General features: G+C 67.0%; 10 protein-coding genes and 1 pseudogene. 4 read left to right on the plus strand and 7 right to left on the minus strand.

Translation table 11 applies throughout. The annotated features are described in order from the left end of the window. The first annotated feature begins 287 nt into the window (after positions 1–287). Together MEU52_RS21345 and MEU52_RS21350 are read left to right on the plus strand one after the other, a co-directional pair. Positions 288–962: a response regulator transcription factor gene (locus MEU52_RS21345; protein ID WP_238123899.1), complete on the plus strand. Its 675-nt coding sequence runs from the start codon at positions 288–290 to the stop codon at positions 960–962. Between the two features lie 218 nt (positions 963–1,180). Continuing rightward, positions 1,181–2,857: a methyl-accepting chemotaxis protein gene (locus MEU52_RS21350; protein ID WP_238123900.1), complete on the plus strand. Its 1,677-nt coding sequence runs from the start codon at positions 1,181–1,183 to the stop codon at positions 2,855–2,857. Positions 2,858–3,005: 148 nt separating this feature from the next. Here the strand turns inward: MEU52_RS21350 and MEU52_RS21355 are convergent, their stop codons facing one another. Continuing rightward, positions 3,006–4,259 carry an EAL domain-containing response regulator gene (locus MEU52_RS21355; protein WP_238123901.1) on the minus strand — a complete coding sequence of 418 codons (1,254 nt, stop codon included), beginning with the start codon at positions 4,257–4,259 and terminating at the stop codon, positions 3,006–3,008. 392 nt (positions 4,260–4,651) lie between these two features. On the opposite strand from MEU52_RS21355, the gene MEU52_RS21360 reads away from it, so the two are divergent. Further along, positions 4,652–5,035 carry a response regulator gene (locus MEU52_RS21360; protein WP_238123902.1) on the plus strand — a complete coding sequence of 128 codons (384 nt, stop codon included), beginning with the start codon at positions 4,652–4,654 and terminating at the stop codon, positions 5,033–5,035. Then, a complete protein-coding gene (locus MEU52_RS21365; RefSeq protein WP_238123903.1) occupies positions 5,019–7,154 on the plus strand; it encodes an ATP-binding protein in 2,136 nt (711 codons plus the stop codon). The genes MEU52_RS21360 and MEU52_RS21365 overlap by 17 nt, the downstream gene beginning before the upstream one ends. A gap of 10 nt (positions 7,155–7,164) precedes the next feature. On the opposite strand, the gene MEU52_RS21370 is transcribed toward MEU52_RS21365, so the two are convergent. The 6 genes and pseudogenes from MEU52_RS21370 to MEU52_RS21395 all read right to left on the minus strand — a co-directional run. After that, positions 7,165–7,857 carry an SGNH/GDSL hydrolase family protein gene (locus MEU52_RS21370; RefSeq protein WP_238123909.1) on the minus strand — a complete coding sequence of 231 codons (693 nt, stop codon included), beginning with the start codon at positions 7,855–7,857 and terminating at the stop codon, positions 7,165–7,167. A gap of 189 nt (positions 7,858–8,046) precedes the next feature. Further along, positions 8,047–9,372, minus strand: coding sequence for a TRAP transporter large permease (locus MEU52_RS21375; RefSeq protein WP_238123904.1), 1,326 nt, complete (start codon positions 9,370–9,372; stop codon positions 8,047–8,049). Further along, positions 9,369–9,875, minus strand: coding sequence for a TRAP transporter small permease subunit (locus MEU52_RS21380; RefSeq protein WP_238123905.1), 507 nt, complete (start codon positions 9,873–9,875; stop codon positions 9,369–9,371). Before MEU52_RS21380 ends, MEU52_RS21375 begins: the two co-directional genes overlap by 4 nt. A gap of 147 nt (positions 9,876–10,022) precedes the next feature. Further along, positions 10,023–11,036: a TRAP transporter substrate-binding protein gene (locus MEU52_RS21385; protein WP_443267985.1), complete on the minus strand. Its 1,014-nt coding sequence runs from the start codon at positions 11,034–11,036 to the stop codon at positions 10,023–10,025. A 141-nt stretch (positions 11,037–11,177) separates the two neighbouring features. Then, entirely contained in the window at positions 11,178–12,719 is a 1,542-nt protein-coding gene (locus MEU52_RS21390) for a malonate--CoA ligase (protein ID WP_273546422.1), read from the minus strand. Between the two features lie 9 nt (positions 12,720–12,728). After that, positions 12,729–12,889: pseudogene (locus MEU52_RS21395) on the minus strand (MCD, Malonyl-CoA decarboxylase MCD); the annotation flags it as partial.

Below are 12,889 nucleotides of genomic sequence, written 5' to 3' on the forward strand. Positions count from 1 at the left end.
GGATCAAATGAAGCCGCCGGCACGGGGGCGTAAGGGGGCCTTTTGGCGCCAAAAGGCCGGCGATGGAGGAGAATCTAAGCCGAAGGTCGAGGGCGCGCGCCGATCGTGGAGGGATTTTGCGGTGATAGCCACCAGTTCGGAGCGAACGTCGATCCAGAGTGGTTATACTTGAAGTTGTCGGTGAATATCGGGTGAATTAGCGAATCTCCATCCGCAATCGAAAGCATCGGTTGCCCCGGCGCCCGGCAGTGGCGCCGCTGCGAAGCAGAGCAACGATGGAGGGACGCATGTATGTGGTGGTCGATGAGCGCGCCAGCGTGGCTGAGAGCTATGTCTCCGCGTTTTCTCGCGAAGGTTTCGCATCCCAGGGGTTCTCACACATCGAATTCCAGGACTGGATCAACACCACATCCGAGCAGGATCTCGGCGCGGTTCAGAGCTTCGTGGTGGGCGATGTCGACGGGCGGACCGGCTATCCGGACCTGATCCGCAGCCATTCCACGGCGCCGATCATCGCCCTCGAGGACGTCAAGTCCCTCGCGCAGACCCTGGAATTGTTCACCGCCGGCATCGACGACGTGGTGCGCAAGCCCGTCCACGTCAAGGAGATCATCGCCCGCGCCGATGCGGTGTGGCGGCGGGTGCGCTCGGGGGATACCTCGTCGGTGGCGGACAGCGGGCGGCTGAAGGTGTTCTTCGATGGCCGCGATCCGCAGGTGGACGGCGAGCCGCTGATGCTGCCGCGCCGCGAGCGCCACATTCTCGAATACCTGGTGAAGAACAACAAGAAGCGCGTGACGAAGACGCAGATCTTCAACACCATCTACGGCATCTTCAATGACGATGTGGATGAGAGCGTGGTCGAAGGCCACATGAGCAAGCTGCGCAAGAAGCTGCGGCTGAAGCTCGGCTACGACGTGATCGATGCCAAAAGGTATCTCGGCTACCAGTATATCGGCTGAAGCTTTTCCATGCCGGTCAGCGCGCGCCTCGCCGTTCCGCGGCGAGGCGCTTTGCGTCATGGCCCCGAGCGGCACGGGCTGCTCCCTCAACCCGGGATCGCGCGCAAGCCCGAAGTCAGCTTGCGATGATAGAGCGTTATTCGGCTCCGTTCGTTCCACGCAGAAAAAATAGCGTGCGGCGGGGATAGAACCAAACTTAGCGAAGTGCGGAGAAGGTCATGCGCCTCACGGTGAAGAATTCACTGATCGGGACGATCCTGTTGTTGCTGGCGTGTCTGGTGGGGCAAGGCGTCTTGTCCACCGCGCAGCTGGCAAGGGTGGCGGAGAATGCGGAGGAGATCAGCACCAACTGGCTGCCCAGCGTGCGCGCCCTCGGCGAAGTGAAATACGCCATGACGCGCATCCGCGTGGCGGCGGTGCGGATGCTGATGGTCCAGGATGAAAGGGAACAGGCCCAGCTGGAAGCCGTCAGCGCCCGGCTGAGCACGGAGCTCAAGACCCATCAGACCACCTATGAGCGCCTCATCAGCTCGCCGGAAGAGCAGGAGGCCTGGCGCACCGTGCTGGCGAGCTGGGCGACCTATCTGAAGGCGCAGGAGGCCTTCGTGGCGGCCAACATGGCGAAAGACCACGAGAAGACCATGGACCTCGTGGAAAAGGCATCCCGCAGCTTCGATGAGGTGGTGTCTGCTTTGCAAGTCAATATCGACATGAACAATCGGGGCGCCAACCAGGCCGCCGCCGATGCGGCGGTGAGCTATGAGACCGGCCGCTCGATGATCATCCTGGCCAGCATTCTTGCCGTTCTGGTGGGCGTGGGCGCCGCGGTGTTCGTGCTCATGGGCGTGGCGCGGCCGCTGGGCCGCATTACCGAGGCCATGGAAGCGGTGTCCGCCGGCAAGCTCGACACGGACATTCCGAACCTCGCGACCGCCAACGAGATCGGCGACATCGCCCGCACCCTGCAGGTGTTCCGCGACAGCCTGGCCGATGCGCAGAAGCTGCGCGACGAGCAGACGGTGAAGGAGCAGCAGATGGCGGAGCAGATGGTGGAGGAGCGCCGGACCATCGCCAACAGCTTCCAGGACCGCATGGGCGCCCTGGCGGACCGCTTCGCCGGGTCCTCCAGCGAGGTGGCCGATGCCGCCCGCAACCTGTCGGCCACCGCCGAGGAGACCTCGCGGCAGGCGCAGGCGGTGTCTGTGGCGGCTGAGGGCGCCTCGGACAATGTGCAGACGGTGGCGGCCTCCGCGGAGGAATTGTCCGCCTCCATCCGCGAGATGAGCGACCAGGTGTCCAATTCGGCGGAGATCGCCCGCTCGGCGGCGGAAGAAGCCGAGCGCACCAGCGAGAACATCCGCCAGCTGTCGGCGGCGGCCCAGTCCATCGGCCAGGTGCTCAACCTGATCAAGGAGATCGCCGAACGGACCAACCTCCTGGCCCTCAACGCCACCATCGAGGCGGCGCGGGCGGGGGATGCTGGCCGCGGCTTCGCCGTGGTGGCCGCCGAGGTCAAGGCGCTGGCGGCGCAGACCGCCAAGGCCACCGACGAGATCTCGCTCAAGATCGGCGAGATTCAGCAGGCGACCTCCGCCACGGTGGGGTCGATCGAGAGCATCGTCACCACCATCAACAATGTGCGCGACCTGACCGCCATCATCGCCGGCGCGGTGGAAGAGCAGCGCGCGGCCACCGGCGAGATCGCGGCCAACACCCATCGCGCCGCCCAGGGGGCCACCCAGGTGACCGGCAACATGAGCGGCGTGGGCCAGGCGGCGGGCATGACCGGCTCGGCGGCCACCCAGCTCATGAGCCTGTCGGCGGCCCTGTCCGAGCAGTCGCAGGACCTGCAGCGGGAGGTGACGAGCTTCGTGGTGTCCCTGCGCGCCGCCTGAGCGGCCTCTCACTCGAGCCAGACAAGAAGGGCCGGAGCGGTGCCACCGCTCCGGCCCTTCTTGCGTTCGCTCGCCCTGCCCGGCGAACGGTTGCGCCGCCCATGGGGGCGGCGATGTCTTCGGCAGCGGCCCGGGGGGTGTCGGGAGATCAGCGCAGGCTCTGCGCCCCGGTGGAGGGGAGTGGCGCGATCGGGGCGCCGCCCATGGCCTCGTGGGTTGGTGCGGCGCCCGTCGGTCCGGGGAGCCAGGTCAGCAGCGCCTCCAGCGGCATCTTGCGGGCGATGAGGAAGCCCTGCAGCAGGTCCACGCCCTGGGCCCGAGCGAAGGCGAGATCCTCTTCGGTCTCCACCCCCTCGGCCACCACTTTCATGGCGAGGCGGTGTCCCAGCTCCACCAGAGAGGCGAAGATGTTCCGCGCCTTGGCGGAGGTGCGCGACTGGTGCAGCAGGTCGATGTCGATCTTCAGCTCAGTGACCGGCAGGCGCGCCAATTGGAGCAGCCCGCTCTGGCGCTGGCCCACGTCGTCCAGCGACAGGCCGAAGCCGGCGAGCCGCATCTGGGCGAGGGCGATCAGCGCTTCGCTGGAGGAATCATAGATCGCATCCTCGGTGAGCTCGCACACCACGGCGGCGGGTTCGACCCCGGCGGTGCGCGCCAGCGCCGCGAAGGTGGCGCCGGCGTCGGGCTCCAGCAGGATGTCGCGCGGCAGGTTGATGTTGACCGGCCCCCCATAGCCCCGCGCCCGCCAGGCCTTGAGACCCTCCAACCCGGCGACGAAGGTATAGCGGGTAAGCCGCGCCAGCAGGCCACGGGTGCGGGTGGCCACCGTGATCATCTCCGGCACCGGCACCACGCCGATCTGCGGAATGGTGTTGCCCAGCAGCAGCTCGGCACCGGCAAAGGCGAGGGTCTGCGCGGCGACCTTGGGTTGGAAGGTGATGGGCAGAATGCCCTGGTTGAGCGCCTGTTCCATCGCCCGCACCAGCCCAAGGCTGCAAACATGGGTCTCGGCCGCGTGGCGCAGGGGCGGGCTGGCGCCGGCCCGATCGATCAACTGAAGCAGCGCCTCGGGATCGAATGGCTTCTTGAGGGTGCCGAGGATGCGCGTGCCGCGCAGCCGGGCGGCATCGGCCACCGCCTGGATGACGTCCTCGGACTGGCCGCTGAGCAGAATGACTTCCGGCGCCGGCATGGCCAGGGGGAACTGACGGATGACGGCGGCACCATCCATCTCCGGCAGCGACAGGTCGAGCAGCAGCACGTCGGTCTGTGCCAGCACCTCGGGGGTGAGCGCGCGCGGATCCCCGGCGCCGTTCACGGTGTGACCGGCGAAGGTCAGCAACTCGCCGAGATCGTCCCGCAAGGCCTCGTCATCGTCGAGGATGAACAGCCGCTGTCTCATGTCAGTGGCTTCGTGCGGGGATCGACGTCAGTCAGGCCCTTACCCACCATCTTCAACCCCGCTCGCATATTCATTGGCGTCACCCCAGCGGATGCTGGGGCCGCAGTCGGTAGGTCCAGCAGTGCCGGCGGGTCGGGGCGGTTGTCCGCTGGCGAGGCAACGGGCACCAGATCCTGCGGCTGCACATGCTACCGTGTGGATGCAGGAGAATGCAATCTCAGGTGCATTCCCGCCCTGTCGGACGGCGCAGCCCTTGGCAGAGAGCCACGTGAACCTTGCCCGAGGCTGCCGCCACAGGGGCGTTTCGATCCAGAATGGAAGTGATCCTCCTTGACCGGGAAGGCGCTTCGACGATCCATACAACCTGGGCGCGGGGGGAGCCGGTGGATATCATGGGACGCTTGCTGATCGTCGACGACGAACCGGATTATCTGGACGAACTGGCCGAGGCGCTGGAATTCGTTGGCGTCGCGTCGGTCAACGTGTCCCGGGCGGCGGCGGCGCTGGAGGCGGTGCGCGGTGATCCGCAGATCCACATGGTGCTCACCGACATCCGCATGCCGGACATGGACGGCGTGACGCTCATCGAGGCGCTGCGCGCGACCTTTCCCGAACGCCATCTCACCTTCATCGTCATGACCGGGCACGCCGCTGAAGTGGATGTGCGCCGGGCCGAGGCGGCGGGCGCTGCCGCCTGCTTTTCCAAGCCGCTCGATTTCGAGGCCCTGTGCGCGGCCATCGCCACCATGGAGGCGGCGCATGAGCAGCAATCGTGAGCCCGGAGTGGTCCAGGGCCTGTTCAATCCCGTCACCCTGTTGCTGGCGGCGCTGCTGATCCTGGTGGGCTGCCTGCCGTTCGCCGCGGCGGTGATGCTCTACACGCTGCACAGCCGGGCCGAGCTGAGCGAAGCGGAGGTGAACGCGGCGAAGACGGCGACATTGCTGCTGCGCAGCTTCGAGCAGACCATCGAGCCCATCGATTCCCTGCTGCAGAATTTCGCCAGCACCTTCGATCCCAGTTGGACGCCACAGCAGACCTATGACGTGCTCAGGGCCTATAGCCTGCCGGCCTCCATCGTCCAGGTCGCGGTGATCGACCGGGAAGGGATCATGGTCGCGAGCAATCTGGCGATGCCCGATGGCAAGCGGCTGGACCTGTCCGATCGGGAGCACTTTCGCGTGCACCGGGATCGCAACGTGGCGCATGGCGAGCTCTTCATCTCCAAGCCGGTGCTCGGGCGGGTCTCCAATACCTGGACCGTGCAGCTGACCCGGGCCCTCGATGACGGCCATGGCCATTTCGGCGGCGTCATCGTCGCGTCCTACGCAATCTCGGACTTCATCGACTTCTACAAGAAGCTGCGCGTGGAAGACGACATGCTGATCGCGCTGGTGGGCTTCGATGGCATCGTTCGGGCCCGCGCAGCGGGCCGCACCAGCTTTGGCGACGACATCTCCAAAAGCTCCGCCTTCACGCGCATCCAGGGGGTGCATGAGGCGGTCTACGAGTTCACCAGTTCACTCGATGGGATCGAGCGGGTGGGCTACATGATCAAGTCCGAGCGCTATCCCATCTTCGTCGTGGTGGCCTATTCCCTGGAATATGTGCGCGAGCAGACGCGCGATTTCCGGGCCGCCATCTGGGGCACCGCGCTGGGCCTCGCCGTGGCGTTGCTGATCCTGGTGCTTCTGGCGCGCCGCTATCTCAACATGCAGAACCGGCTCTACACCCGCGAACTGGAAGGGTTGGCGCGTCAGCGCGAGGCCGACGTTCTGGGTGCCATCAGCCGTGTGCCGGGCATCTGCGTGATGCAGGTCAACGAAGACGGGCCGACCTTGATCGGGGGGGCCGGCAGCGGGCCGCTCTCGGCGGCGCTGGGCCGCTATCTCAAGGGCGGCCGGTTCCAGGCCCTCTCCGCCGGCCTCAAGGCGCCGCTGGTGTGCAGCGAGCATCTCTCGGGCGCCGGCCAGGATCTGGAAGTGGAGATGGTGGTGGCGCCGCTGCGGACCATCGAGGCCGGCGAGCGGGCCGAGGGGGCGCGCAAGGAAGTGGTGGTGTTCGCCCTCGACCAGACCCCCCGGCGTATGGAGGAGAACCAGCTCTATCAGATGTCGAAGCTCGCCTCCCTGGGCGAGGTGGCGACGGGTCTCGCCCATGAGATCAACCAACCGCTGGGGGTGATCCGGCTGGCGGCCACCAACGCCCTCACGGGCATGAAGAAAGGGCTGCCGCCGGAGCACCTCAGCGGCAAGCTGCAGCGCATCATCCAGCAGACCGAGCGGATGAGTCGCATCATCGATCACATGCGGATCTTCGGGCGCAAGAGCGACGAGCGGCTGCAGCCAAGCGAGGCGACGGCCGCGGTGGAGGGCGCGCTGCAGGTCGTGGGCGCCCATTTCCGCCTGGACAACATCGACCTGAGCACGCGCTTCGAGCCGGCGCTGCCGGAGGTGCTGTGCCGGCAGGACCAGCTGGAGCAGGTGATCATCAACCTGCTGCAGAATGCGCGCGATGCGCTGGTGGAGCATCGCCCGGATGTGAGCGGCGCCGCCCGCCGGCGCATCCGCATCGACGTGGCGCGAGAGAGCGCGGCCACCAGCCCCGCCATGGTGCGGATCGAGGTGGCGGACAATGCCGGTGGCATTCCCGAAGGCATCATCGAACGGGTGTTCCAGCCGTTCTTCACCACCAAGCCCCCGGGCAAGGGCACCGGGCTCGGCCTGTCGGTGAGCTTCGGCATCATCCGCGATCACGGCGGCAGCCTGAGCGTGCGCAATGGCCCCGATGGCGCGGTGTTCACCATCCGCCTTCCGGCGCGGGGGGCCGATACGCCCCCTCCGTCACCGCCGGACGCGCCTCCTGCGATCCCCGCCGCGTCCGATACGCCGAGCTGAGTGCCGCGGCTCAGTGGCAGGCGACGCGGCTCAGCCGGTCGCGCCACAGGGCGGCGCCGGCGGGGGAAGGATGCAGGCCATCGAACGTCAGCGCATGGGTGGGAGCGGGCACCAGCTGCGCGCCGGTCTGCGTCGCGATCTCGCGCAGCGCAACATTCTGCCGGGCCATGTAGGCCCGGTCATAGAGGCGGTTGCGGTTCGGATAGGTCTCGTCGATGGGGTTGATCTCCACCAGGATGGGGTGGGCCGGGGCCAGCTTCGCCAGCAGCGCGAGATAGCGCTGCTTCCAGGTGTCCACGCTCTCCTTGGGCAACACCGCGTCATTGACGCCGATGGCCACCACCACCGCCTTCGGCTGGATACGGGCCACCACCGGCGGGCCATCGGAGAGCACGTCGCGGACGGTGCTGCGCGGCACGGCGGCATTGAAGACCGGCTGGCCGCACAGGCTGGCCGGTCCGGCCCCATAGGCGATGCTGTCCCCCAGCAGAACCACGGGGGCGTCACTGAAGTGGGATTCGATGGCCACTTCCGCCCGGATGGCGGTGGCGCGGGGGATCCGCTCCACCAGGATCACCGCCAGGATCACGGCAAAGAGGACGCCGCCGATGATCCCCGCCTGGACCAGCGCCGGGGGCCTGACGGTGTGGTGTCGATCGGTGCGGCCCCCGGGGGGCATGGCGCCGGCGGAAGGGGGAAGCATGGTCAAGAGCAGCCTCATCTGCAGCCTGTCGGACCCACCGTATGGCGGAAGGCGATGGGCATTGTGAGGCGTGCCGAGGGCACGGATGCGGCTGCTGCGCTGCGTTTATTTGCGAGATTGTGTCGGAGTGTTGCTCCGCGCCACATTCCCCGCTCACCGCGGCCTGTACCGCCGCGGTGAGCGGGGCGATCAGGTGGCCGGGCCCATCACCAGGTCCGGCAGCCAGGTGGCGATCTGCGGGAACACGCACATGATGATGATGCCGAGCGCCATCACCAGCACATAGGGCAGTGCGCCCCACAGGATCTGGCTGGTGGGGATCTGCGGGGCGATGGCGTTGACCACGAACAGGTTGAGGCCCACCGGCGGGGTGATGAGGCCGATTTCCATGTTGATGGTGAGGATCACCGCGAACCAATAGGGGTCGAAGCCCGAGCCCACCACGATGGGATAGAGCAGCGGCGCCGACATGACGATGATCGCCACCGGTGGCAGGAACATGCCGGCCACCAGCAGGAACACGTTGATGAGGCCCATCATCACCCAGCGGTTCACCTCCAGCGCCGCGATGGAGGCGGCCAGGGACTGGGTGATGAACAGCGACGACAAGGCGAAGGCGAACAGCTCCGCCGAGGCCATGATCATCATGATCATCACGCTCTCGCGCATGGTGGCGGAGAAGATGCCGATGATCGGCTTGGGGCGGAACAGGCGATACATGATGATCACCACGCCCAGGGTAAGGAAGGCCCCGGCGCCCGCCGCTTCCGAGGGGGTGGCCACCCCGCCGTAGAGCACATAGAGCGTGCCCAGGATGATCAGCAGGAAGGGGATCACCCGCGGCAGCGCCGAGAGCTTTTCCGCGAAGGTGAAGCGGTTCGTCACCGCGCTGAACTGCATGTTCTTGCGTTTGCAGTCGATCAGCGCCCAGGCCATGAACATGGCGGTGAGCATCAGCCCCGGCATCACCCCGGCCAGGAACAGACGGCCGATGGAGGTCTCGGTGGCGATGCCGTAGACGATCAGCGTCACCGAGGGCGGGATGAGGATGCCGAGCGTGCCGCCGGCGCAGATGGAGCCGGTGGCCACCGAGGCCGGATAGCCGCGCTTCAGCATCTCGGGAATGCCCATCTTGCCGATGGCGGCGCAGGTGGCGGGGCTGGAACCGGTCATGCCGGCGAAGATGGCGCAGGCGCCGATGTTGGACAGCACCAGCCCGCCGGGCACCCGGTTCAGCCAGCGGTCGAGGGCCTCATAGAGGTCGCGGCCGGCCGGGGTGGCGGCGATGGCCGCGCCCATCAGCACGAACATGGGGATGGAGACATAGGCGAGGTTGGCGATGCCCGCGAACATGGTCTCCGCCAGCACGTCGAACACGCCGATGCCATTGGCCACCAGCAGTCCGCCGATGGCGGCAAGGCCGAGGGCGAAGGCGATGGGCATGCCGGTGGCGAGCAAGGCCAGGAGCAGGCCGATGACCAGGGCCCCGGCGGTGGAGGGAGAAAGAGCCATCATGGGTGGACTCCGAAGCCGTCGCGGCCTTCGACGCGGCGCACGAGCTCGGCGATGTATTGCAGGGCAAGGAGCGAGAAACCCACCGGCACCGGCAGCAGCGCCGGCCACAGCAGGATGGCGGCGGCAGAGGAGGTGCGCCAGTCGTTCACCAGTGCCTCATGGAAGAAGATCAGGCTGGCGATGCTCATCGCCACGGCGAACAGGAAGCCGAACACCGCGCCGAGCAGGCCGATCCAGTACCGCACCCGGGGCGGGAACATGAGCTCGACCACGTCGACGCCCACATGGCCGCGGGTCTGCAGCACATAAGGCGCGCCGAGGAAGACGGCGGCGGTGGCGGTGAAGATGACGAAATCGGTCTGCCAGATGGTCGGCGCGCGGAACACATAGCGCAGGAAGATCATCTGGCAGATCACCAGCATGGACGACACCAGCATGAGGCCGGCGATGATGGCGGCGAGCTGGGACAGGCGGTCCACTGCGTTGAGGAACAGACGGGTCATGGAAGATCTCGTCGGGCGAGAGGATGCAGGCGTGCCAAAGGTGCGTGCCAAAGGTGCGGGCGTGCCAAGGCCACCGGGGCGCCACGGCCACCGGGCACGAGGCGCCGCCGGATGGGGCTGTGGCCATCCGGCGGCGCCTCGATCAGGTCACTGGACCGCCAGCGCTTTCTTGATCAGCTCGTCGCCGCCCTTCACCTTTTCGGCGAAGTTCTTGTAGGCGCTGTCCTGAGCCACCTTCAGCCAGGCCTCGTAATCGGCCGGCGACATTTCCACCACCTCGACGCCGGCCTTCTTGTAGGCGTCGATGAGCTTCTGGTCGCCCTTGCGGACTTCGGTGGCGAACCAGGCTTCGGCCTTCTTGCCGGCGGCCAGGATGGCCTTCTGCTGCTCCGGATTGAGGCGGTTGAACACCTGCTTGGACATCACCACCGGCTCATACATGAACCACAGAGCGTTGGCGCCGGGGGCGGTGAGGCATTTCGCCTGCTCATAGAGGCGATAGGAGACGAAGCTCTCCGACGAGGTGTTGGCGGCGTCCAGAACCCCCGTCTGCATGCCCGAATAAACCTCCGAGGAGGGCATCGAGGCGATGGAGGCGCCGGCATGGGCCAGCATCTGCTCGAACGCCGGGCCGGCGGCGCGGGTCACCTGGCCCTTGATGCTGTCGGGGCTGGTGATGCACCCCTTCTTGGAGGCGAAGCCGCCGGACAGCCAGGCATCGGCGATGACGATAGCGCCGTTCTTGTCGGCGATCGCCTTGATCTCCTGCATGAAGGGGGAGGAGTTGAGCCGCTCGGCGCGATCGAAATTGCGCACCAGGCCGGGCATCAGGGTGGCGGAGAACTGGGGCACGCGGCCGGAGGCGTAATCGAGGGGGAAGGCGGCGATGTCCAGCTGCCCCTTGGTGAGGGCGCCCCACTGCTCGTTGGGCTTGTAGAGGGAGGCGCCGGGGAACACCTGGATCTTCAGGCCCACATTGGCGGCGTCCACGTCGCGGGCGATCATCTGCACCATCTCGTCGCGGGGGTCGCCCTTGCCGCCGGGAAACTGGTGCGAGGCGCGCAGGGTGATGTCGGCGGCGCACGCCGCGCCGGCGGCGGACGACAGCGCGGTGGCGAGCGCGAAGGCGCGGCCGAGACGGCCGAGGGTGTGATTCAACATGACTGTCCTCCCATGTGGCCCATCGGGCCGGATTGGCGTTCCCTGTCCCGTGGGGGTCCCCTGTCTGGGGGCCTCTATCGGGGTCCTCGGGCCGGCCCCGGTTGATCCGGGGCTCAGGCCGTTCGCGTCAGGCGAGCGAATTCACGCGACGTTGCGATAGATGTCCTTGTAGGTGTCGCGCAAGATGTTCTTCTGCACCTTGCCCATGGTGTTGCGCGGCAGCTCGGGCACGAAGAACACCTTCTTGGGCAGCTTGAACTTGGCGAGCTTGCCGTCGAGGGCGCCGTGGATGGCCTCCTCGGTGAGGCTGGCGCCGGGCTTTGCCACCACCACGGCGGTGACGCCCTCGCCGAAGTCCGGGTGGGTGACGCCGATCACCGCGCTTTCGAGCACGCCGGGGATGGCGTCGATCTCGCTCTCCACTTCCTTCGGATAGACGTTGAAGCCGCCGGTGATCACGAGATCCTTGCCGCGGCCGACGATGTGCACATAGCCGGCGCCGTCGATCTTGCCGAGATCGCCGGTGATGAAATAGCCGTCGTGGAATTCGGAGGCGGTCTTCTCCGGCATCCGCCAATAGCCCTTGAACACGTTGGGGCCCTTTACCTCGATCATGCCGATCTCATCGGCGCCGAGGATGCGGCCGCTTTCGGGGTCGCTGACCCGCACGCTGATGCCGGGCAAGGGAAAGCCCACGGTGCCGGCGATGCGGGCGCCATCATAGGGGTTGGAGGTGTTCATGCCGGTCTCGGTCATGCCGTAGCGTTCCAGGATGGCATGGCCGGTGCGGGTCTCGAAGGCGCGGTGGGTCTCGGCCAGCAGCGGCGCCGAGCCGGAAACGAACAGCCGCATGTGGGCGGTGGCCTCGCGGGTGAGGCCGGGATTGTCCAGCAGGCGGGTGTAGAAGGTGGGCACGCCCATCATCACCGTGGGGCGATGGTCGCTCCAGCCCATCATGGCGAGGGCCTCGCCCGCATCAAACTTCGGGCAGAAGATCATGGAGGCGCCGGACAAAAGGATGATGTTGGACGCCACGAACAGCCCGTGGGTGTGGAAGATGGGCAGCGCGTGGATCAAGACGTCGTCGCCGGTGAAGCGCCAGTCATCGCGCAGCACGGCGGCGTTAGAGAGCAGGTTTTCGTGGGAGAGCATGGCCCCCTTGGCGCGGCCGGTGGTGCCGGAGGTGTAGAGGATGCCGGCGAGATCCTCCGGGCCCCGCTCCACATCCTCGAAGGCTTCCGGCTGGCCGGCGGCGGCTTCGGTGAGCGAGCCGACCCCGTCGGCGCCGAGGGTCTCGACGCAGGGCACCTTCACCTTGTCCGCCAGCGCTTTGGCCTCGGCGAGGATCTGCGGCCGGCAGACGAACACGGTCGGCTGCGCGTCGGAGAGGAAATAGTCCACCTCGTTCAAGGTGTAAGCGGTGTTGAGCGGCAGATAGACGGCGCCCGCGCGCACCGCCGCGAGATAGAGCGCCAGCGCCGGCCAGGACTTGTCCACCTGCACCGCCACCCGGTCCCCCGGCTTCACGCCGCGCGCCACCAGCAGGTTGGCGAGGCGCCCGGACAGGGCCAGGGCATCGGCATAGGTCTCGATGCCGCCATCGGGATGGATCACCAGCGCCTTGTCCATGGCGGGAATGGCATCACGGAAGGCGCGGAACAGGTGGTTGCGGCTTGGGGTCATGGATCTGGCTCAGTTGGTGGTGACGAGGGCGCGCGGGGCCCCCTCTTGGCGCAGGATGTCTTGGCGCAGGAGCTTCTTGACGGGGGCGCTGGCGACCACGTCGCCCTTGGCGGCGAAGGCCTCGTGGTTCTTCTCGATATCGGCCAGCACGTAGCGATAGTTCACCATCA

This window comes from Xanthobacter sp. NM-25, assembly GCF_022138605.1.
Classification (GTDB): Bacteria; Pseudomonadota; Alphaproteobacteria; order Rhizobiales; family Xanthobacteraceae; genus Xanthobacter.

Coding starts and splice junctions, on each gene's coding strand:
- MEU52_RS21345 (WP_238123899.1), top strand. CDS start 288: ATGTATGTGGTGGTCGATGAGCGCGCCAGCGTGGCTGAGAGCTATGTC.
- MEU52_RS21350 (WP_238123900.1), top strand. CDS start 1,181: ATGCGCCTCACGGTGAAGAATTCACTGATCGGGACGATCCTGTTGTTG.
- MEU52_RS21355 (WP_238123901.1), bottom strand. CDS start 4,259: ATGAGACAGCGGCTGTTCATCCTCGACGATGACGAGGCCTTGCGGGAC.
- MEU52_RS21360 (WP_238123902.1), top strand. CDS start 4,652: ATGGGACGCTTGCTGATCGTCGACGACGAACCGGATTATCTGGACGAA.
- MEU52_RS21365 (WP_238123903.1), top strand. CDS start 5,019: ATGAGCAGCAATCGTGAGCCCGGAGTGGTCCAGGGCCTGTTCAATCCC.
- MEU52_RS21370 (WP_238123909.1), bottom strand. CDS start 7,857: ATGCTTCCCCCTTCCGCCGGCGCCATGCCCCCCGGGGGCCGCACCGAT.
- MEU52_RS21375 (WP_238123904.1), bottom strand. CDS start 9,372: ATGATGGCTCTTTCTCCCTCCACCGCCGGGGCCCTGGTCATCGGCCTG.
- MEU52_RS21380 (WP_238123905.1), bottom strand. CDS start 9,875: ATGACCCGTCTGTTCCTCAACGCAGTGGACCGCCTGTCCCAGCTCGCC.
- MEU52_RS21385 (WP_443267985.1), bottom strand. CDS start 11,036: ATGTTGAATCACACCCTCGGCCGTCTCGGCCGCGCCTTCGCGCTCGCC.
- MEU52_RS21390 (WP_273546422.1), bottom strand. CDS start 12,719: ATGACCCCAAGCCGCAACCACCTGTTCCGCGCCTTCCGTGATGCCATT.